This window comes from Nostoc sp. UCD121, assembly GCF_014222285.1.
Lineage (GTDB): Bacteria > Cyanobacteriota > Cyanobacteriia > Cyanobacteriales > Nostocaceae > Nostoc.
This window is the reverse complement of sequence record NZ_JACKZS010000082.1, coordinates 1-20808: the sequence shown is the minus strand read 5'-3', so window position 1 is coordinate 20808 and position 20808 is coordinate 1. Positions and strand designations below refer to the sequence as shown.

At 40.3% G+C, this 20808-nt stretch carries 19 protein-coding genes and 1 pseudogene; 7 read left to right on the top strand and 13 right to left on the bottom strand.

All coding sequences use genetic code 11. The annotated features are described in order from the left end of the window. Positions 1-229 precede the first annotated feature (229 nt). Positions 230-1588, bottom strand: a complete 1359-nt coding sequence (locus tag GNF10_RS18345) for a glycosyltransferase family 4 protein (RefSeq protein ID WP_185587348.1) — start codon at positions 1586-1588, stop codon at positions 230-232. 1495 nt (positions 1589-3083) lie between these two features. Here GNF10_RS18345 and GNF10_RS18340 point away from each other — a divergent pair. Continuing rightward, positions 3084-5261 carry a polysaccharide biosynthesis tyrosine autokinase gene (locus GNF10_RS18340; protein ID WP_221643544.1) on the top strand — a complete coding sequence of 726 codons (2178 nt, stop codon included), beginning with the start codon at positions 3084-3086 and terminating at the stop codon, positions 5259-5261. A gap of 161 nt (positions 5262-5422) precedes the next feature. Here GNF10_RS18340 and GNF10_RS37920 read toward each other — a convergent pair whose 3' ends face one another. The 3 genes from GNF10_RS37920 to GNF10_RS18330 form a co-directional block, all read right to left on the bottom strand. Then, positions 5423-5602, bottom strand: coding sequence for a hypothetical protein (locus tag GNF10_RS37920; protein WP_221643545.1), 180 nt, complete (start codon positions 5600-5602; stop codon positions 5423-5425). Between the two features lie 97 nt (positions 5603-5699). Continuing rightward, on the bottom strand, positions 5700-5999 hold the full coding sequence (locus tag GNF10_RS37915; protein WP_221643546.1) for a hypothetical protein: 300 nt from the start codon (positions 5997-5999) through the stop codon (positions 5700-5702). Between the two features lie 82 nt (positions 6000-6081). Beyond that, positions 6082-8424, bottom strand: coding sequence for a glycoside hydrolase family 31 protein (locus GNF10_RS18330; RefSeq protein WP_185583374.1), 2343 nt, complete (start codon positions 8422-8424; stop codon positions 6082-6084). A 131-nt stretch (positions 8425-8555) separates the two neighbouring features. Here GNF10_RS18330 and GNF10_RS18325 point away from each other — a divergent pair, with 131 nt between their 5' ends. Beyond that, positions 8556-8726, top strand: coding sequence for a hypothetical protein (locus GNF10_RS18325; RefSeq protein WP_185583372.1), 171 nt, complete (start codon positions 8556-8558; stop codon positions 8724-8726). 46 nt (positions 8727-8772) lie between these two features. Next, positions 8773-9681, top strand: coding sequence for a cation diffusion facilitator family transporter (locus tag GNF10_RS18320; RefSeq protein ID WP_185583370.1), 909 nt, complete (start codon positions 8773-8775; stop codon positions 9679-9681). A 42-nt stretch (positions 9682-9723) separates the two neighbouring features. On the opposite strand, the pseudogene GNF10_RS18315 reads toward GNF10_RS18320, so the two are convergent. Both GNF10_RS18315 and GNF10_RS18310 read right to left on the bottom strand, forming a co-directional pair. After that, positions 9724-9846, bottom strand: a pseudogene (locus GNF10_RS18315) (ISKra4 family transposase); the annotation flags it as partial. 39 nt (positions 9847-9885) lie between these two features. Beyond that, positions 9886-10239, bottom strand: coding sequence for a GFA family protein (locus tag GNF10_RS18310; protein WP_260446015.1), 354 nt, complete (start codon positions 10237-10239; stop codon positions 9886-9888). Between GNF10_RS18310 and GNF10_RS38665 the strand changes: the two genes are divergently transcribed. Beyond that, the gene (locus tag GNF10_RS38665; protein ID WP_260446016.1) at positions 10185-10355 is read left to right on the top strand and encodes a hypothetical protein; all 171 of its coding nucleotides are present in this window, start codon (positions 10185-10187) and stop codon (positions 10353-10355) included. The two genes, GNF10_RS18310 and GNF10_RS38665, sit on opposite strands and share 55 nt — an antisense overlap. Before the next feature lie 300 nt (positions 10356-10655). On the opposite strand, the gene GNF10_RS18305 is transcribed toward GNF10_RS38665, so the two are convergent. The 6 genes from GNF10_RS18305 to GNF10_RS18280 form a co-directional block, all read right to left on the bottom strand. Next, entirely contained in the window at positions 10656-10889 is a 234-nt protein-coding gene (locus GNF10_RS18305; RefSeq protein ID WP_185583365.1) for an EF-hand domain-containing protein, read from the bottom strand. A gap of 181 nt (positions 10890-11070) precedes the next feature. Continuing rightward, the gene (locus GNF10_RS18300) at positions 11071-11805 is read right to left on the bottom strand and encodes an HAD family hydrolase (RefSeq protein WP_185583363.1); all 735 of its coding nucleotides are present in this window, start codon (positions 11803-11805) and stop codon (positions 11071-11073) included. Positions 11806-11958: 153 nt separating this feature from the next. Then, positions 11959-13086 carry a 30S ribosomal protein S1 gene (locus GNF10_RS18295; RefSeq protein WP_185583361.1) on the bottom strand — a complete coding sequence of 376 codons (1128 nt, stop codon included), beginning with the start codon at positions 13084-13086 and terminating at the stop codon, positions 11959-11961. Between the two features lie 297 nt (positions 13087-13383). Then, the gene (locus tag GNF10_RS18290) at positions 13384-13491 is read right to left on the bottom strand and encodes a photosystem II reaction center protein T (protein ID WP_012409025.1); all 108 of its coding nucleotides are present in this window, start codon (positions 13489-13491) and stop codon (positions 13384-13386) included. Between the two features lie 111 nt (positions 13492-13602). Further along, positions 13603-15132, bottom strand: coding sequence for a photosystem II chlorophyll-binding protein CP47 (gene psbB / locus GNF10_RS18285; RefSeq protein WP_185583359.1), 1530 nt, complete (start codon positions 15130-15132; stop codon positions 13603-13605). 471 nt (positions 15133-15603) lie between these two features. After that, complete coding sequence (locus GNF10_RS18280; protein ID WP_185583357.1) at positions 15604-15930, bottom strand: hypothetical protein; 327 nt, start codon at positions 15928-15930, stop codon at positions 15604-15606. Positions 15931-16228: 298 nt separating this feature from the next. Here GNF10_RS18280 and GNF10_RS18275 point away from each other — a divergent pair, with 298 nt between their 5' ends. The 3 genes from GNF10_RS18275 (at position 16229) to GNF10_RS18265 (ending at position 20056) form a co-directional block, all read left to right on the top strand. Continuing rightward, positions 16229-17095, top strand: a complete 867-nt coding sequence (locus GNF10_RS18275; protein WP_185607193.1) for a DNA adenine methylase — start codon at positions 16229-16231, stop codon at positions 17093-17095. 213 nt (positions 17096-17308) lie between these two features. Then, positions 17309-18961 carry an ABC transporter substrate-binding protein gene (locus tag GNF10_RS18270; protein WP_185580664.1) on the top strand — a complete coding sequence of 551 codons (1653 nt, stop codon included), beginning with the start codon at positions 17309-17311 and terminating at the stop codon, positions 18959-18961. Positions 18962-19030: 69 nt separating this feature from the next. Further along, positions 19031-20056: an ABC transporter permease gene (locus GNF10_RS18265; protein ID WP_012409030.1), complete on the top strand. Its 1026-nt coding sequence runs from the start codon at positions 19031-19033 to the stop codon at positions 20054-20056. A 121-nt stretch (positions 20057-20177) separates the two neighbouring features. Here GNF10_RS18265 and GNF10_RS18260 read toward each other — a convergent pair whose 3' ends face one another. Continuing rightward, positions 20178-20519, bottom strand: coding sequence for a hypothetical protein (locus GNF10_RS18260; protein WP_185580663.1), 342 nt, complete (start codon positions 20517-20519; stop codon positions 20178-20180). Between the last annotated feature and the right edge of the window lie 289 nt (positions 20520-20808).

The following is a 20808-nucleotide window of genomic DNA, read 5'->3' as shown; positions in this document are numbered from 1 at the left end:
ATTCAATTATAAATGATAATTTTGTTTTTATTTTACCTTACTTTCTAATTAATTTACTTCCTTTTTAATTGAAAAAATGATTTTGCAAAGAGTTAGTTTTTGACTAAATCATAAAGATTCTAATGCTCTATTTTTCTCCTAATAGTTTTATATCATGCAACCAAAAATTTGTAGATCAAATTGTTTAAGGTTTATCAAAATCATAGAAATTTAATAAACCTAAATATGCTTACTTTACATCGCTTCGAGACATGGTGATTATTTCATCAAATACCGCCTGCTGTAAAACATGCAAGTATTGTTTAGAGATTACTTTAGGCGTGAAGTGCGATCGCAAATACTGACGACCTGCTTTCCCCATCTGCTCTCCTATTTGGGGATCTCGATTCAGAAAGCGAATAAATTGCGCTAGACCTTGACCATCTCCATTGTCAAATGTGCTACCACAACTGGCATCAGCTATGAGTTGCCTTAAATATGAAGTCTGGGAGCAAATTACTGCTATTGGTCGCCCAGAAGCTAAAGCTGAGTAAAGTTTGCTGGGAACAACTAAACCCTCTGTAGTTGCATCTACACTCACTATTGATAGATCGCAAGCCGTTAGGGAATAAGGTAACACCTGCTTATCTTGATAAGGTAGAAATGTAAAATTGGTCAGCCCTAACCGATCCACCTCCATCATTAATTCTTCGCGTTTGGCACCACCACCAATGCAGACAAACTGAATTGGCTCATCTTGCAATTGCTTTGCAGCTTCCAACATGGTGTCAATATCATGGCAGCGACCCATATTGCCAGAATAAAGGACGGTAAATTTGTTAACTAGGTTATACTTCCAGGCAAACCAGTTTTCTTTCTTAGCAATCGGCACGATCGCTTCTGGGTTAGCCCAACTGTGAATTACAGAAATTTTATCAGCTACTTGGGGACAATGTGCCACTACCTGTTGTTTCATTGCTGGGCTAAGTACTATGATCCCCTTGGCTTTTAACCAAACTTGTTTGTTGATTGCACGCCACAATTTCACCAGCCAGTTACTCTTTGAAATTACACCTAGCGCGATCGCAATATCAGGGTATAAGTCATACAACACGCATACATAGGGCAGCTTAAATAATATATAAGCTAGATATCCGATCACTGGCAAAAATGGGGGTGCTGTAGTTAGCAATAATACATTATTGCGACGTGAACCTCTCAGCAAATAAAGCGTTGCCCGCAAGGTGTATAGCACACCATTAATGGCTTTGCCGCGAATTCTTCCCGGCCAGAGTTGAGCAGTACGCGATCGCTGAATTCGGATTTGGTCAGCCCATTCAACTGCTGGGGCCGTATCAGAACGAAATGCATATCCTGGCTGACTTGTAAAAATTTCAATATCCACTCCTTGCTGCCCTAACTGTTTCGCCAATTCTTCAATCAGCTGCCCTGTAGCGGCATAATCCGGAGGGAAAAATTGGGTAACTACAGATAACTTTATTGATTGTTGAGCTTTTACAGAAGGCTTGTTTCTTGTATCTTTTTTTGCATCTAAAGGAGTAGAAATGGATTTCAAAAAATTTTGATTAATCCATTGATTAAGTCTCATAGTCTATAGCCTCGTCTGAAATAGAAAAAACTGTTATCCAAAACCTGTATAAACTCGAAATAATCTAGAAAACACATCTAGACTATATTGTAAGAATTTACAAATCTGGCTTAATATTCACTAAGAAAGCTTGAATTAACAAACTACAATTTTCGTAAAATTAAGTCATTGATATAAGGTACTATCAAGACTAATTTTTTTCGGCATGTTAGCCACAGCTTGGCACACCCTAACTAAACTCAAAACCTTGTATGTTGTTTAGTTCACGCTCCCAGTTAGAGTCTAGTTCGTCACCCCACAATAGCTTAAAAGACTTCTAAACTTTGTAAATTTAGGCATTATCTTATAACTCTATTAAGGCTAACTAACAGAACACTCTTTCTAGTTTATATACACACTTCTCTAACAGATACGAGAACACAAAAATGATGAAAATATTTCTAGCCGAGAACAAATTATTTTAGAGAGAAGGTAATATTTTTATGTGGTAAAGCAAGTCCTTGACAGGTTGAGCAGGTACTTACTTAAACTTCTAAAAAGAGATTTAATATTTGCTAAAAGTCTCTATTGTTTGAGTAACATTCTGTCAACTGAGATATCTGGAGTTATAATTACTATTCACAATTTGATTCTAGAATGTTTTGTTTTGAACAATGCTTAGTTTTTGTTTGAGCTTCTCTAGTGACATATAACTTTATAACTAAAGCTTTTAGGCTTTATTACTTTTTATATGCAACACTGAGAACTTCACAATATCATGTTTCCATATCGAATCATTTACTTCATTAAAAATTTATATTTTTAAAGTATATCTAATCTAAAACTTTATAAAATAAGAGTTTTATGGGCTACGGGGACTCCTGTTTGACTGTTGAACAGGATTTAGCTAATATACTGACAAAATAAAAGTATAATAAAAAGATAGGTTAGCTTTGTATTAAAATGTACTTAATGTTTATTCAATGAACTGCAAAGTATGCAAAGAAAGAGATCGTCCGAGAAATTAAATATCCAGTGTATTTACTTAGGATTTGGTAGAAGTCAGCATTTACAAGCTGCCATAGCCGCAGTATAAATATGGGAAAACTCCACTTGATGCCAAGCATCGATAATTTATATCCCTTAATTATTAAATTAAGCACTTGAGTCTTGCCTGTGTTTCCACTGTATCCAAAAATAAATTGTTTTTATGAGAGAATAATTTAGATATAATTACCGAAATTCACGTTTATTAAGTAAAAATTTTAAAGTTTTGTACTCTCTTATACTTAATCCAAGGAACTTGTATTATTTCATACCATTTAACAAGCCTAACTAGCTAGCTTGCGTTACTTGTGTAATGGATTCAAGAATAAAGGCTTGTAATTTCATCATAAGTTTATTAAGTAAATATCAAATATAGTATAGATTGTTGGTCGTATCAAAATTTATCTCACAGAAGCTTATAAAACTCTTTCTACTAATTCTGTCTAACTTATTACCAAATATTAAGAATATGATAGAGAATTATCCTTCCCAACCTTCCAGTTCTGATAGCAGTAATAATTCTGTACCTCCATCTCTTCAAAATCAACAAAATCAACTTGTTCCGTGGGTTGAAGAGGAAGAAGAATGGAGTGTACAAAAATTTCTGAGTGTTTTACGGCGAAGAGCGCTAGTTATGACTGGTGTAACTATTACTGTTATGACAATTGCAGTTATTAGCTTAGTGCTAAAGCAGAAGCCCCAAGAATATGAAGGCAATTTTCAACTGTTAGTGGAACCTGTGAATGATGACTCAACAGATGTGGATGTTGTCAAAGACTCTAACTCACAGATGTCTAGTCTAGATTATGACAGCCAAATTCAGGTTCTTAAGAGTCCTGAACTGATGAGAGATACTCTTAAAAGGCTACAAGCTTCTTATCCAGAATTAAACTATTATTCTCTTATTGATTCTCTAAAAATTACTCGATTAGGTGAAACCAAGATTATATTAGTTAGCTATCGCAGTAACAATCAAGATCGAACTCAAGCCGTACTACAGAGGCTCGCTAAAGATTACTTAGACTACAGCAAAATCAGGAGGCAAACCAAATTACGTCAAGGGCTTCAGTTTGTTGAATACCAATTACCTTTAACACAGAATCGGGTAGATCAACTCCAAAAAGAGTTGCAATTTTTTAGACAAAATTACAATTTTGACAATCCAGAATCCCAAGCAGAGCAAATCTCATCACAAATCGTTGAATTATCCCAAAAAAGACAAGAAATTGATCTACAGTTAGCTCAAGCTCGTGCTAATTTAACGAGTTTAAAAGAGAAAAATGGCGCAACAGCAATGCTGAATAATGCTCCTTTATATCAGCAGTTAATTACTCAAATACGTCAATTTGATATTCAGATTGCAACTGAATCAACTCGTTTACAGGAGAAAAACCCAACCATTCAAACATTGAAAGAGAAACGAGCTAGTCTTTTACCTTTGCTACGTAAACAGGCACAGCAATTATTGGGTGTAAAATTTGCTGAAGTAGAGATGCAACTTCAGAAATTAGAAGTGCAAAGTCAAGAACTTACCAAAATAGAACAGAAACTTGCACAGAGACGTAACCAACTGCCAATTCTAACAAGACAATATACCGAATTACAGCGTAAATTGCAATTTGCAAATGAGAGTTTGAATCGGTTTTTATCAACCCGCGAGAATCTCCAAATTCAAATATCCCAAACAGAGCTAGGCTGGCAATTACTTCAAGTACCAACTACACCGGACATTCCTATTTCTTCTTCTGATCCCCTACGCAGTTTTGTATTAGTATTAGTTGCAAGTATCATCTCAGGAGTTGGTATTGTCTTACTAATGGAAAAGCTAGATAATGCATACCACACTGTCGATGATATGAAAAGAAAAGTTAAGCAACCATTGTTAGGAAATATTCCTTTTGAACAGCAAATCCAAACTAAGCAAAACCACCCTTCTCAGCAAATTTTTTCCTTATTAAGGATACCAAATTTTCTTTCTAAGGAGACTGCTAAACTGAGTGTTTTACCAAAGGAAGAACAGGGTGAGTATTCTTCCAACTTTTCCGAAGCTTTAAGGGTAGTTTATACCAATATTAAACTACTCAGTTCCGATAGCCCGTTTCGTTCTATAGTTATTAGTTCAGCTATGCCTGGTGATGGCAAGTCTACCATAGCCCTTCATCTAGCTCAGATAGCTACAGCAATGGGGCAAAGAGTCTTACTTGTAGACGCTGATCTTCGTAAACCTACAATTCACAATCTCTCACATTTAAATAATCTTTGGGGATTAAGCAATTTAATTTCTACAAACTTGCCAGTGGGAGAAGTAATTCGACAACTACCTTCTATGAGCAAACTATCTGTAATCACTGCTGGGCCTGTACCATCCGATCCCACAAAGTTGCTCTCATCTTCAAAGATGAAGCAATTAATGATAGATTTCCAAAATAATTTTGACTTAGTGATTTATGATGCACCTTCCCTGGTGGGATTAGCTGATGCTAGCCTGATAGCACCTCACACTGATGGACTATTGATAGTAGTTCGAATTCACAAAACAAATTCTTCAATACTAAAAACAGCTTTAGATAACCTGAAATTTTATCGGTTGAATATATTAGGCATAGTTTGTAACGGTCAAAAAACTAATTTCAATGGTTTGTATTAAAAAAGAATAGACTTTATAGTCTCCACATTACAAGTACGTACTTTCACAACTGCTATCTCAAGTAATCGGTTCTTGCTTGGGTACTGATGCTTCAAGAATCCCTGGACTTGGAGTTAGCAAATTATCAGGACATAGCGCAACTTTGCACTTACTAACTTTTGTCAAAAACAACCGAAGTGCTGCTGCCAATGATTCCGAGAAAAAGGAACAGAACTAATTGGATATAAATAACCACCTAAATCACGATTTTGCTCAAACAGCCGACGATTATCATTGAGCATTTTTGTAACTGTAGAACTATCTGGTGGAACTGCTGTTCGCAAAATAGCAAACAGAAACATAACTGACTCCACAAAACTCCTGCATCCACAACGGCACGGTCTGTTCCCACAAAGTGAATCTTGTTGAGCGTACTCATATTAATAACAATGCCAGCTTCTACTTGTGACTGACCATAAGTAGAGTGGCAAATTGAATAATTTGAACAATATCTTCAATTGACTCTGGATGAAGTACTGCTATCGGTTGCCGATGTACTATGTTACCGAAGTCTACACTGGCAATAACAAGAGTTTCACTAACCGTATAAAGCGTGCCATCCAATTGGGGTATACTTTCAAAGATGGATGTGGCATTGGCAGATGTTACCCAAGAACGCTGGACAACATCAAACCCAATCACCATAGCACTGGCAACCAAACCCTGTAAAGTAGAGCGGCGCGAAGTATTTAGGTTCATGATTTTCTATCTGAGCCATGAATTTTAAAAATATACAATCATTATGTTACTAGTATGGTTAAATACTGTTTTATGGATCTGCCTAAGTAGAAAATTCCAAGCGATGTGCAGTACCATTATCCACAAAACTCTGTTCACCAACACCGACTAGTTCCACAATGGTTTCACGTGTTATGGGTGAAAACTCACCTTCTCTGGCTGCAATCTCAACAATGGTTGTTTGCTGCTCAGAATAAACGTGGTAAGTTGTGGTGCAAAAGGCTCCTGTTTTGTACTCAAAAGTATGACCATCATCTTCATAAAGGGTAAACTCACCAACACCCTTCCAGATCCGCAGTCTCATTTGGTTTATGGGATGTTCATCTACATATTGCATTACTGGTGCGATCGCAATAATGGAGCCAGCACGAACATATAACGGCATTTTCTCCAGTGGTGCATAAGCAAGAATGTGAGTTGGCCCTGTAAATGTCTCCCCGCTCCACCAATCAAACCAACAACCTTCAGGCAAGTAGACGGCACGATGTTCAACGCCTGGACGGTAAATTGGTGCTGCTAGTAAGGAGGGGCCAAGCATTACTTGATCGGCAAGAGAAAAGGTTTTTGGGTCATTAGGGAAATCATACAGAAGTGGGCGAAGAATTGGTGCGCCAGTAGTTGCAGCTAACCAAAAAAGAGTGTAAATGTAAGGTAGTAGTTGATAACGGAGTTCAATGTACTCGCGGCAAATTTTTTCGATGCGATCGCCAAAGACCCAAGGCTCATGCTGTGCAGTAGTTAATGCTGAATGCCCACGCATCAAGGGGTAAAGCATTCCTAGTTGCATCCAACGCGCATATAGTTCAGCCGTAGCATTCCCCGCAAATCCCCCAATATCACTACCAACAAAGGGAATGCCCGATAGGCCTAGGTTACAAAGCATTGGTATGGACATTTCCAAGTGTTCCCACAGAGATTGATTGTCTCCTGTCCAGATAGCTGACCAGCGTTGAATGCCGGCATATCCAGAGCGTGTCAATATAAAAGAGCGTTCAGTCGGACGAGATATTTTAGCTCCTTGATAAGATGCCTGTGCCATCATTAGCCCATAAAGATTGTGAACTTCCTTGTGGGTGGTTATTTCCTCAGTTGGTCCCTGTGGCGCATCAAGGGGAAAGGAAATTTTGTTACCAGGGTCGCCGAATGGACGGTCATCCAGTGCGGGTTCATTCATATCGTTCCAGATACCGGCAACACCAATATCAGTCAAACTTTTTTGCCAATTTCCCCACCAATCTCTAACTTCAGGACGTAGGTAATCAGGAAAGACAGCTTTGTCTGGCCAAACATAGCCGTGGAACAATTGACCATTAGTTTTTCGGATGAAATAGTTGTTGTTTAATCCCTCGTCAAAGACTTTGTAATCTGCTTCTGGCTCGTATTTGACTCCCGGATCAACAATCGTCACTACTTTAAATCCATCTTGTTTGAGATTTTGGATTAATTTTTGAGGGTCAGCAAATCGCTTGGGACTCCAGGTAAAAACCCTATAGCTATTCATATAGTCAATATCTAAATGAATAACATCACAGGGAATGCGACGCTGACGAAATTCATCAGCTAGTTTGCGTACTATATCTTGTGACTCGTAACTCCAGCGACATTGGTGATAACCTAGTGACCATCGAGGTGGCAAAGGCATCCTTCCAGTTAGCTGGGTGTAAGTCTGGATAATTTTCGCAGGTTCAGGCCCATAAATAATGTAGTAATCTAGTTCATTCCCTTGAGTTTCCATCTGCCAAACTCCAGGCTGCTGTGCGCCCAGATCAAATCGGCTCCAATAAGTAGTATTAAAAAAAAGTCCGTATCCCAATCCAGGACGCAAGGCGATGAAAAAAGGAATTGCCTGATACATACTGTCTGTCATGATGCCGTAATCGATCGCATCTGATGCCCAGTTGGTTCTCACTTTTGATCGCTGATCTAGTAAACCAGTCGATTCACCAAAACCATAGAAATGTTCGTCAGATTCAATCCGTTTCCACCCAGCAACTTCCCCTGTCCGCCACCCCATCCCTAAGTCTGTATCTTGTGCAAAAGGCTGTCCTGCTGAGTCAAAGCACTGGATACGACACGGATCGCGGGACACGACAATAGACAATTGCTCAGTTTGAATTTCTATAGTCTCTGCTTTTTCCTGGACTTTAAACGGCACAGTAGGCCATTCTTCATCTGCAAGTGCTACTGCCCACGATCGCCTAGAGAGAAATTCACCACTTGGAGCCATCCTTACCCGAATTAAGTTTGGTGCTAGCACACTAACTATTAGACAGGGGTCGCCGCACAGCAAGAGGATATGGCGCTCATTCTGTTGTATTGCTTGTACTGCTCCCAGGATTGACCAAGGCGCTTCGGTTGTGTGCAGTTGTCCAAAGTATTGTGGCATAAATTCTGATTTTAAGATAACTATTATCCCCAATTGAGATTCACATAAACTACTACTCAAAAGCGTGTATCTTTAGGCATAGCGTATATTGAACTTTATTTATCACTTTCCTAGGCAATCAAAGCCGCGCTTTGGAGCCAAAAGTAGTAATATCTGCGATCGCAGATATTACTACCGTTACCCAGAGAAACAATGGTGTTCCTCATTCCTTCCAAGAGCGATCGCTTTCTATGCCCCACGATTACTCGTTTCTATGTGAATACCAAATTCTAATCAAAGTCTCAAGGCGGATGAAGCCATGAGCTAAATTTGTTACTGTTGGCTAAAAATTACAGTTGAGTAAATTTGATGAGTGTTCGAACAGTGCGCTCCTACGCTTTCTTATCAATTGGGGCAGCAATTGTTACTATTGCCTTGAAGTTTGGGGCTTATCTGCTAACCGGATCGGTAGGGTTGCTTTCCGATGCAATTGAATCGTGTGTGAATCTGGCGGCAGCATTGATAGCACTGTGGGCAGTAACTTATGCTGCTAAACCAGCCGATGCCGAACACACTTTTGGGCATTCTAAAGCAGAATATTTTTCCAGTGGAGCCGAAGGTGCGTTGATTATAGTTGCGGCAATCAGTATTGGAGTTGAAGCTTGGGGAAGGTTACTGCATCCAGAAGCGATCGCTCAAGTGGGATTGGGGTTGGCTCTATCAGTGTTGGCAACAGCAGTCAACGGTGGAGTTGCTTTTGTCTTGCTAAAAGCGGGACGACGTTTGCGTTCGATTACACTGCGAGCTGATGCTCACCACCTATTTACTGATGTCTGGACTTCGGGTGGTGTGATAGTGGGAATCTTTTTGGTTCAGGTAACAGGTTGGCTAGTACTTGACCCAATCATCGCTTTGTTGGTAGCAGTCAATATTGTCTGGACAGGATTTCGTTTGCTACGAGAAAGCTTTTTTGGATTACTGGATACTGCCTTGCCTATTAAAGAAATGGAGACAATTCTGGTTATTCTCAGTAAATATGAACGCCAAGGTATCCAGTTCCATGCAATGCGTTCTCGGATTGCTGGAACACGTCGGTTTATTTCCTTTCATGTTTTAGTGCCTGGAGCATGGACAGTTCGCCAAGGACATGATTTATGCGAAGCAATTGAGTTGAGCATCATTCAAGCACTGCCAAAAAGCGGCATCATAACTCATCTGGAACCATTAGAAGACCCTGTATCCTGGGACGATCAGGAATTGGAGCGGACAAGTAACTAATGACATGAATCAATTGCAAGCACTGTTCAAAGGCTTATGGGTGCGGATATTTTCCCCATCAACACTCAATTCTTCAACTGTGGTTTGTGCTTCCGGGAATTCAAAATCTTGACGATGCACAAGTCGTTGCTGCACATTTCTGGGTACTTCTATTCCGGTGGCATATCTCACGTTTCCGTCGTAAATCCGTTCCAAAACAGTTCGTCATAGTGTAGGTTTCGAGGCTTGCTTGGCGTATTCTTCTATCAGAGAAGCATAGTCTTCGTAATTCGGCAAAGTCTCGAAGCTATGAACCGCAGAGGTTGTCGCCCATAACAGCTTTTCCCTCGTCCAAGTTTCGATGAAAGGCGTGAACCATGAGGCATTGTCCAGCATTGTCGCCCGAAGGTTGACGAACTCGTCTATTCCTTCCGGGCGAGTAAACATCCAACTCATGCAGTGCGGGCAGAAGTAATGGCGGGTCGCGCCATGCAAACCGCCGATGGCCGGCTGACCTTTCAAAATTGAGAATCCAACGCTTGGGATCGCGGCGCTTAAAGAAAAAGCACTGGCAGTCATTCGCTGGCAACCTGTGCAGTGACAAGCCATCGTCAGCAGAGGCGGGGCACTCACCTGAAGCCGTATCTGTCCACAACGACATCCGCCTTCCCAGGGTAAATTCCAGCCGTTCATGATCTGCCGCCTCCGTTGTCTATTGATAACTAACAATAATATTTTATGAATTATCTGCAAATACAAAAAAGGGAAGAGAAAGCAATATGGAATCAAATACTGTTATCGCAAATCGCGCCCAAAATTGGGGAGTGGAGAAGGAAGAAGGGTGTGGAGAATTAAACAGATGTTGTACTATGCGCCATAGTTGTATTCAATTGTCTTAAATATTACACCCTTCTTGCTGACTATGAAAATTGCAAATCCCTCAAAGCGTTGGCTAGAGAGGGATTTTCGGGTATTGGGTGTTAGGGATTGGGTTACTAGTCTAAATTATTTGCTTTCTCAACTGCTCCCTTTAACTCTTCAAAGGTAATACTGCCGTCTTTGTCTGAATCATAATTTACTAGCAATTCCTGGGGACTAGTAGTATTTGTTTCTGATGAAATGATTGCACTTAAGCCAGGACTTAAAAAAAGATCATTAATGGATACTTTGCCGTCTTGATCGCTATCTAAGGTATTAAAAAGAGATTGAAGCTCTTGCTCGGTTGTCATAAGTTTCTATCTGAATTACTTTTTCAACTTAATATCTCATTAATCTTTGATTAATCTCTCAAAATCCAATAAACTTGTATCTTTAGACGTAGAAATGGCGATCGCTGGGGCTTAGATTGGTTGTATGTTGTGAGTTACAGGGTTTACAGTCTGAAGAAGAATTCAGAAGTCAGATATACAGCTAATCTTCTAAAATTTGGATCTCATCAAGTTGATTAATCACCACATCTGCACCTCGGACATTATCTGACTTACCCACCCAAGTGATACCAATACAACCTGCGGCTTTAGCATTACGTGCCATTTGCATATCGCCAACTGCATCACCTACCATCAAGGTAGCACCTGGTTCAACTCCCAATGCTTCGCAAGCTTGCAAAAATAGGACTGGATCTGGTTTGCTCGGACCCTCATCTACTCCCATTTTTAACTGGATATAATCGTTTAATTGGTGATGCCCTACAAATTTATTTACTTCATCGGTTGTTGCAGCTGAGAGGATACCGAGTTTTAAGCCGCCTTTGCGTAGGTATTTCAACAAGTCTAAGCTACCCACAAATAGCGGTGAAGGAGTTTGTTCGATGTATTTTTCGGCTTCATCCAAAGCTTGACGGGCTATTTTTAAGGACTCAAACCATCCTTTTCCTGTTTCGGCAATATATGCCGCAGCTGCAACTTCTGTTTCGCGGCGACTCGCTACCGATATTAAGCCTGCCGGATCTAGAAGATTGCCATTGATGCCAAATGCCATTAATAGGGGTTCCCCAGTTCCAGGGATTTGAGCATCTATTAATCTTGTTGCCTTTTGTGCGAGCGATCGCAAATATGTTTCTGAATCTTCTAGAGTACCGTTTTTGTCAAACAAAATTGCCTGGATATTATCAAAAGTGATTTTTCTACATTTAATAGTTGCCACAATATTTCACCCCACTTATTTAGTCAGAAGTTATGAGTTTTTATTCCTAACCCCTAACTGTTCCCAATTTTCCACATAAAAAAAGAGGGTTTTTCCCTCTTTATACAATGATTTAATACTCTTACTTAAAAACAAGTAAAACTATAAAATGTATTATTCTTCAATAGCTGCTGGAATTTCTTCTTCAGTTTCCGTTGCTGCTGGAATCTCTTCTTGAATTTCCGCAACTACTGGGGTTACTTCCTCAATTTCTGCTGCTGGTGGAATTTCTTCTTCTAGTTCTGCTGCTGGTGGAATCTCGTCTTCAAGTTCTGTTGCTGGTGGAATATCTTCTTCTGCTAAAACATCAGCAGGTGCAGCAGGCGCAGCAGTAGCACCTTGTTGCTTGGCTAACAGCTGTTCACGATATTTAGCAGCCATTTCTTCTGCCTTATCGTAAACCAAATCCCGGTTTTTAATCATGTCGCCGGGTTCGGGTTCTAGCTGCTTGGTAGATAGGGAAATGCGACCCCTTTCTGCATCCAAGTCAATGATCATCACTTTCACTTCATCATTGACATTGAACACGCTATGAGGTGTATCAATATGTTCGTGGGAAATCTCAGAAATGTGTAGTAGACCACTGACACCACCAATATCGATGAAAGCACCGTAGGGTTTGATACCACGAACTGTACCAATCACTACTTCCCCGACTTCTAGGCGGTTCATCTTGCGTTCAACCAACGCCCGACGATGAGATAGAACTAAGCGGTTACGTTCTTCATCCACCTCTAGGAATTTCAATGGCAGTTCTTCACCTACCAATTCTTCTTTTGGTTTGCGAGTACTGATGTGAGAACCTGGGATAAAGCCGCGTAATCCTTCAATCCTTACCAATGCACCACCCCGATTGGTTGCAAACACGCCAGAACGGACAGTGGCATCTTCTGCTTGCAGCTGTCGCACGCGTTCCCAAGCCCGCATATATTCAATACGGCGAATGGAAAGAGTTAATTGACCATCTTCGTTTTCATCGGTAAGAATGAAAAACTCGCGTGTTTCGTTTGACTGTAAGACTTCTTCCGGGCTATCCACCCGGTTAATAGACATTTCTTGTATAGGAATATATGCTGCGGTTTTAGCACCAATGTCAATCAGAGCGCCGCGCGGCTCTATACTGAAAACTGTTCCTGGCACAACATCGCCAGGGCTAAAATGATAATCGTATTTGTCAAGTAGAGCAGCGAAATCTTCGTGAGTGAATCCAATTTCTGTAGCGGTTAAATTCTGATTGACCATGCTGATTTGTTCCTGGTTCTAGTCTCCGTAAAGGTTGTGCGACAAGCGCGATGTACTATGTAAGCAGTTCTATGGCAGTTTACACTTAACATCCTTTTTCATCCTAGCGCAGAAAAGCTAGTATTAACACATATCTACTCCCAAGATTGGAAATTATATCACAATATCAAAATGATTTGTTATTTACTTAGTAGTTAAAATTAACAAAGGAAAAACACAATAATATCCGTTGCTCCTACAATTAGTAGCAACGGATACTAACTTCTTTAAATCAGCTAAAGGTCTGGTAATTAGGATCTACTTATCTTTTGGTTTCTCAAAGCGAGGGGGTTCGCGAAATGCGATCGCAAAAAAGATAGTACCTATACACAGAGTAAAAATCAAGATGTACGCAACGCTTTCCATATTATGAATTCCTGCCTATGCAGCCACTAATTAAAGTTTTGAGTACTGAGTCACCAAATGCTGAGTCAGAGCTTTAACTCGGAACTCAGCACTCAGAACTCAGCACTGAAATTAGAGAGCTTCCTTCCGGCGGGTTGACTTGTCACCCACTTTCTGGAACAGCCCCCACTCAACTTGCTCTTCTAGATCCGCATCAACACCGGCAAATACGTCTCGGTAGATTGTCCGAGAGCCATGCCAGAGATGACCAAAGAAGAACAGCAGAGCAAATACAGCGTGTCCAAAGGTAAACCAACCTCTAGGACTGGTGCGGAATACACCATCAGAGTTCAAGGTTTCGCGGTCAAATTCAAAGATTTCGCCACCTTGAGCTTTACGGGCATATTTCTTCACATCAGCTGGTTCTGTAAAGGTTTTACCATTCAGATCGCCACCATAGAAGCTGACGGTGACACCAGATTGCTCGAAGCTATACTTTGATTCTGCCCGACGGAAGGGAATGTCAGCGCGGACAATTCCATCAGCATCGGTCAAAATTACTGGGAAGGTTTCAAAGAAGTTGGGGAGACGACGCACGGTCAATTCCCGTCCTTCGGAATCTTTGAATACAGCGTGACCTTGCCAAGATTGGGCAATACCATCACCCTTCACCATCGGCCCTGTACGGAATAGACCGCCTTTAGCGGGGCTATTACCGACGTAATCATAGAAAGCCAGTTTTTCAGGAATCTGCGACCAAGCTTGGTCAAGGGTTGCACCTTGAGCAACGTCAGTTTGGACGCGGCGCTGAATTTCTTGACGGAAGTAACCTTGATCCCATTGGTAGCGGGTAGGGCCAAACAATTCGATGGGAGTGGCGGCATTACCGTACCACATAGTACCAGCAACAACGAAAGCAGCAAAGAAAACTGCTGCAATACTGCTAGAAAGTACTGTTTCAATGTTCCCCATCCGTAGGGCTTTGTAGAGCCGTTCAGGGGGTCTAACTGTGAGGTGGAATAACCCCGCAATAATACCAACAACACCAGCAGCAATGTGGTGAGCCGCAATGCCACCAGGGTTATATGGGTTAAAACCATCTGGGCCCCATTCTGGTGCTACTCCCTGGGCAGCCCCAGTTATACCATAAGCGTCAGAAACCCATATCCCCGGTCCAAATAGTCCGGTGACGTGAAAAGCACCAAAGCCAAAACAAAGTAGACCAGATAAAAACAGGTGAATGCCAAACATTTTTGGCAAGTCTAGAGCAGGTTCACCAGTGCGGGGATCTCTAAAGAGTTCCAAATCCCAGTAAACCCAATGCCATACGGCAGCTAGGAATAAAAGACCGGAAAGAACAATGTGAGCCGCAGCAACGCCTTCAAATGACCAAAAGCCAGGATCGCTTGATGGGCCACCAGTAACGTTCCAACCACCCCAAGATTGGGTAACGCCCAAACGCGACATGAAGGGTAGGACGAACATCCCTTGCCGCCACATCGGATTGAGAATCGGATCGCTAGGGTCATAAACAGCCAGTTCGTAGAGTGCCATCGAACCAGCCCAGCCTGCTACTAAGGCTGTGTGCATCAGGTGTACAGAAATCAGTCGCCCTGGATCATTCAGAACGACTGTATGTACTCGGTACCAGGGTAGTCCCATCGACTACGCTCCTCCTCGATGAGTTAGTTTACAAAGCAATTTTCTTACTGAGATTCTAAGGAACGAAATTCGCCACTCAGAAAACTCTCTCTTGTTTTTTGTTATTGCCAGAGCCAGAGTACTACCACAGTTAGTCTTATAAGTCAGACAGCGTGGGTGCTTTGGCAATGCTTACTCGCTTCGGGAGGTTTACCTTGTAGGGTAGCCACCGCCAAGCAAAAAATGAGAATGTTTTAAAAAGTGTAACTATTGATGGAATTGTTTGCAAGCGTGTAAATTGATGCGATCGCGTAGCATCTCAAAGTTTTTTCGCTACCAATCCCTCTTGGAGATTAAATTTACTTATCATTTAACTTTATGAGGGGAGCAGGGGGAGCAGGGACAAGGGGGGATTATTGAACAAGTCTCCCCCCTCTTCGTTGTCTCCCTTGTCTCTTTTTCATGCCCCATGCCCCATGCCCAATACCAATCCTACTGAACCACCAAATGGATATTTTGCAGTTGGCACTTCGCCTCAGCTGTGTTTAAGCGTTCAATTACCTGTTCAGCACTCATCAAACGCTTGAGTACTACTTGACCTATGGTAGTACCGGCTGTGACTGGTATTGTAGGTTTCACTTCTATGGTTAAAATGGCTTCTTCAACTCGATAAAGCCATAGCAATTCGTTTTCTTCCACTAAACAAATATTCATTCGCTGAATATCTGGTTGCCGTCGCCATGCAGTTACTTGCCAGAGTCCATCAGATGCCCAGACTCTAGCAACTGCCCATCCCTCAGATAGAAAGAAATACTTCACGCTTTTAGTCTCACTATTAAACTTTCAATCTGCTGTTTACGATTACGATATCGTATATTATTTGTTAATTATGTATAACTAATAATAATTTAAATTAAAGCTATTTAAATTATTATTGCTCAATTTTAATAAAAATAAATTCTTCTTTGTATTGAATGTAGCTCAGTACAAAAATAACAAGATCGCATATTTAAATATTTAGCTAATAATTGTATTTTGTTATTAAGTTTACAATAAATTTCATGTATGCTTTTGATACCAAATGCAAAACATAAGCTTAGGAATATTCTAGGTAACTATGAACAAACCGATAAACTCACCATTTAGATATCCTGGTGGCAAATTTTATGCTCGACATTTGATTCTTAATCATATTCCTTTTCACTCTTATTATGTTGAACCTTTTGCGGGGGGTGGTTCTATTTTTTTTGTAAAAGATAAAGTAAATATTAATTGGCTCAATGATATTGATGAATTATTAATCAATACCTTATTAATAATTAGAGATCAACCAGAAGAATTAATCAAATTTTTAGCAGGGGAATCCGCCACGAAAGAAAGACATACATATTACAAAAATGAATTCATTCCACAAAATCAATTAGAACAAGCTGGTAGATGGTTTTACCTTAACAGAACCTCCTACTCTGGGATTATGAAGCATCAAAACTGTTATTGGGGATATGGTGACAAATACAGTATGCGTCCAGAGAATTGGCCCAGAAACATACGTCGAAGTTCAGAGAAACTTCAAAACGTTAAAATTACTAATCTCGATTTTGAAGAAGTTATCGAATCTGTACCTAATGGATCTTTTTTATTTATTGATCCTCCTTATTTCAATGCAGATCAAGATAAACTTTATGCTCATTCATTTTCTAAAGACGATCATTACAGATTATGCAAAATATTAAATAGATACAAGGAAAAAATAAAGTTTCTTATAACTTACGATAATAGCGACACAATTAGAAACCTATATGAATGGGCGCTGGAGATACACGATAAAGAATGGAATTATACAATTAGTAGAAGTGATGATCAAAAAAATGGGAAAAGTAAGCAAGACAACTTTAAAGGCGAACGATATAAGGGGAAGGAAATTTTTATATTAAACTACTCTTCTCTTGACTCTACTTCTCCCAATTCGGAACAGTTAATTTAGAACTTTGAATTATTATGATGAGGTAAAGTTCTACATATTATAGTAAGCATTTAATTATTTTTACTTAATCATCCTGAATACACATAAATTTATCTATTCGAGCAAAATCTTCTATAAAAAGTATCTAGAGTAGTAATTAATTGTAAAATTTTCTATAAAAGTAGCAAATATATAGTATGATCACTGACTTCTCATTACATGAAATTTAACTGTATGACCTGGTTTTCCTTGTCCGTGCAACGGTGGGGTCGGATTACACAATTCCTATCTTTGTTCTGTCTATGTTTATTTTTAGTTGTTAGTTGCGCTCCTCGTCCACAGCCTTCTACGCCACCATCGGGTTCTGTAAATAGCCCTACAGGTGATGGTCGTATTACTATAGGTACAACAGCAAAGCCGAGAACCCTTGATCCGGCTGATGCTTATGAGTTAGCATCCTTGGGTTTGGTGTTTAATATGAGCGATCGCCTCTACACCTACGAACCAGGAAGCACGGAAATTAAGCCCCAGCTTGCGACAGCATTACCTAAAGTCAGTCAAGATGCCTTAACTTATACCATCCCCTTACGTCAGGGAGTGGTTTTTCACGATGGGACTCCCTTCAACGCCCAAGCAATGGCGTTTACCATCAACCGCTTTATTCAAAATAAAGGAAAACCTTCATTCTTACTAGGTGATATAGTAGATTCGGTAAAAAGTACAAGTGAGTATGAGTTAACCATTAAGCTGAAAAAGCCCTTTGCAGCCTTTCCTTCACTGCTAGCGTTTCCTGGGGTATGTGCAGTTTCGCCAAAAGCTTACGAACTCGGTGCTGGTAAATTTAAGCCGAATATTTTTGTAGGAACTGGCCCTTATAAGTTAGCTCAGTATGGTACTGATTCAATAAGATTTGATACGTTTGATAAATATTGGGGAGAAAAACCAGCTAACAAAGGTGTTAACCTCCAAATTCAAACTAGTCCGGTTAATTTGTTTAATGCTTTCCGTACAGGCGCTGTAGATGTAGCTTATCTGTCGCTACAGCCTGATCAAAATCGGAGCTTAGAAGAAGGTGGTAAAAAAGGGGATTGGCAAGCGATCGCAGCTGAAGGTAGTGTAGTAAGCTATCTGGTATTGAACCGGAATCAAAAGCCTTTAGATAAATTAGAAGTTAGACAAGCGATCGCGTCAATAATTGACCGTCCACTCTTAAATGAGCGGGCCTTACTTGGTCAAGCAGATCCGCTTTATAGCATGATTCCTACAACATTTAATGTTTCTGTGCCATTATTCAAAGATGCTTATGGCGATGCTAACTTTGATCAAGCTAAAAAATTGTTAACTACTGCTGGTTTCTCCAAAGAAAATCCGGCAAAAGTCCAAATTTGGTATCCTTCTAGTTCGCCTACTCGTAGTTTGGCAGCACAGACGCTCAAATCTCTTGTGGATGCCAAGTTGGATGGAATTCTGCAATTTGAAGTCACTCCTGCTGAAGGCCCGACATTTTTTAAAGACATTGCCAAAGGATTATATCCAGGAGCTTTACTTGATTGGTATCCAGACTTTTTAGATCCAGATAATTACGTCCAGCCATTTTTGTCTTGTGACAAAGGTTCAGTTGCTAAAGGATGTGAAGATGGAGGCAGTCAAACTCAGGGTTCGTTCTACTATAACGAAGCGATGAATAAACTGATCGATCAACAACGCAAAGAACTGAATCCCGATGCGCGTCAGAAAATTTTTGCAGAGATTCAAAAGCAAGTAACTGCTGATGTACCTTACGTTCCCTTATGGCAAAGCAAAGACTATGTATTTGCCCAAAAAGGTGTGAACAGCGTACAACTTAACCCAACCCAAATTCTGGTTTACCAGACAATTAAAAAGTAGTCATTAGTCCTCTGTCATTTGTCATTTTTAAAAATAAATGGCAAATGACAAATAACAAATAACTAAAATATGTCTCGCTCTAAAGCTTTACAATATTACATAGTTTCTCGGTTGCTTCTTGCGCCACTTCAGCTATTAACAATTATCACCATTGTCTTTCTCTTACTAAGAGCAACCCCAGGAGATCCCGCAGATGCAATTCTTGGTGGACGTGCGCCGGAAGCTGCTAAAGAAGAATTACGAAAACAACTAGGTTTAAACTTTCCTTTGTGGCTACAGTACCTAAATTATTTGGGAAGCATACTGCGCTTTGACTTGGGAACGTCTTTAATGAGTCGCGGACAGAATGTTTGGGACATAATTGGGCAATATTTCCCGGCGACAGTGGAGTTAGCAGTATGTAGTATGGCGGTTGCACTCATCGTTGGGATTGCCGTTGGGACTCTTTCAGCTTCTCGTCCTGGGACATATTTTGATGTTGGTGGGCGCTTATTTGGGATTATCACCTACGCACTCCCCATGTTTTGGGCGGGAATGCTTTTACAGTTGATTTTCTCAGTCCAACTGGGTTGGTTTCCCAATTCCAACCGCTTTCCGCCTAATCTTCCGGCTCCCACTCCTGTGACTGGATTGTATACAATTGATAGCTTACTCGGTGGAAATCTCACCCAGTTTTTCACATCTTTGCACCATCTCGCCCTACCGAGTCTCACTTTGGGAATTTTGCTGAGTGGGATTTTTGAACGGATTGTGCGAGTGAATTTAAAACAAACCTTGCAAGCCGATTATGTAGAAGCCGCTAGAGCCAGAGGTATTGGTGAAAATAAGATTTTAGCCTCCCATGCCTTAAAGAATGCTCTAATCCCTGTAATTACAGTGTTGGGATTAACTTTTGCTTCTCTGTTAGGTGGGGCGATTTTGACAGAAGTAACATTTTCTTGGCCTGGGTTAGCTAATCGACTGTATCAAGCGATCGCAGATCGTGATTATCCCACTGTTCAAGGGGTGCTAGTCTTTTTTGGTGCGATCGTTGTGAGTGCCAGCATTTTAATTGATATTTTAAATGCTTATGTAGACCCACGAATTCGATATTAGCAAAAAGTCCTTAATTCTTTCTAACCTTCTTGCAGGGTGGGCATCTTGCCCGCCCTTTTGTATTAGATGAAGCAGTGAAATATAGGTTGGGTTAAGCAAAGCGCAACCCAACACAAAACCATCATTTTGTCTGTGAAATATTATCGATTTGAGTTATCTGACCCAGAGATACTTTGACGGCTAATATGGGTATAGCAGTAGCTGCAATCAGAACAGCAGTAGCCAGAATAATTGCAACTGGTTTACCGCCATATTGGACTAAAACCTTAAAAATATTTTCTGCTGTCTGACCCCCAGCTTGAACTAATTCCACTGTATCTGATTTGCTTAAAGCAGCAGTAATATTTTCAGCGATATCGAGAAGTTGTTCTGTATTGTTTGACTGACTGAGAACATCTAGAGATTGAACTATTGGCTGTTGCTGTGCAGCTAAATTTTCATTTACAGGATAGTAAGCAGACATCGTTTTGCACTCCTCTGTTGTTTCGATGTCTCTATATTCGCCTGTAGTCCATAGTTATACGTAGGATGTAGGTAAATGTAGGATTAGGTCATAAATACAAAGAATATCTACATAGACGTAGGATTATGTAGGTTTTGCTTTAAAATAAGAAACTTAAACATCATCTATGTTGAAGCCTAGAGTTTTTTAAAATATATATTGATGTAGGTTGGGTGGAGTGAAACGCAACCCAACATTACCACCTTATTTATGTTGGGTTACGCGATCGCTGCACCCAACCTACAAAACT

Bases quoted from the DNA above. Each gene is read 5' to 3' on its own strand.
- GNF10_RS18295 (WP_185583361.1), bottom strand. From the start codon at position 13,086: ATGGTCAATCAGAATTTAACCGCTACAGAAATTGGATTCACTCACGAA.
- GNF10_RS18340 (WP_221643544.1), top strand. From the start codon at position 3,084: ATGATAGAGAATTATCCTTCCCAACCTTCCAGTTCTGATAGCAGTAAT.
- GNF10_RS18320 (WP_185583370.1), top strand. From the start codon at position 8,773: ATGAGTGTTCGAACAGTGCGCTCCTACGCTTTCTTATCAATTGGGGCA.
- GNF10_RS18330 (WP_185583374.1), bottom strand. From the start codon at position 8,424: ATGCCACAATACTTTGGACAACTGCACACAACCGAAGCGCCTTGGTCA.
- GNF10_RS18310 (WP_260446015.1), bottom strand. From the start codon at position 10,239: ATGACTGCCAGTGCTTTTTCTTTAAGCGCCGCGATCCCAAGCGTTGGA.
- GNF10_RS18275 (WP_185607193.1), top strand. From the start codon at position 16,229: ATGAACAAACCGATAAACTCACCATTTAGATATCCTGGTGGCAAATTT.
- GNF10_RS37915 (WP_221643546.1), bottom strand. From the start codon at position 5,999: ATGAACCTAAATACTTCGCGCCGCTCTACTTTACAGGGTTTGGTTGCC.
- GNF10_RS18270 (WP_185580664.1), top strand. From the start codon at position 17,309: ATGACCTGGTTTTCCTTGTCCGTGCAACGGTGGGGTCGGATTACACAA.
- GNF10_RS37920 (WP_221643545.1), bottom strand. From the start codon at position 5,602: ATGTTTCTGTTTGCTATTTTGCGAACAGCAGTTCCACCAGATAGTTCT.
- GNF10_RS18265 (WP_012409030.1), top strand. From the start codon at position 19,031: ATGTCTCGCTCTAAAGCTTTACAATATTACATAGTTTCTCGGTTGCTT.
- GNF10_RS18260 (WP_185580663.1), bottom strand. From the start codon at position 20,519: ATGTCTGCTTACTATCCTGTAAATGAAAATTTAGCTGCACAGCAACAG.
- GNF10_RS18345 (WP_185587348.1), bottom strand. From the start codon at position 1,588: ATGAGACTTAATCAATGGATTAATCAAAATTTTTTGAAATCCATTTCT.
- psbB (WP_185583359.1), bottom strand. From the start codon at position 15,132: ATGGGACTACCCTGGTACCGAGTACATACAGTCGTTCTGAATGATCCA.
- GNF10_RS18305 (WP_185583365.1), bottom strand. From the start codon at position 10,889: ATGACAACCGAGCAAGAGCTTCAATCTCTTTTTAATACCTTAGATAGC.
- GNF10_RS18290 (WP_012409025.1), bottom strand. From the start codon at position 13,491: ATGGAAAGCGTTGCGTACATCTTGATTTTTACTCTGTGTATAGGTACT.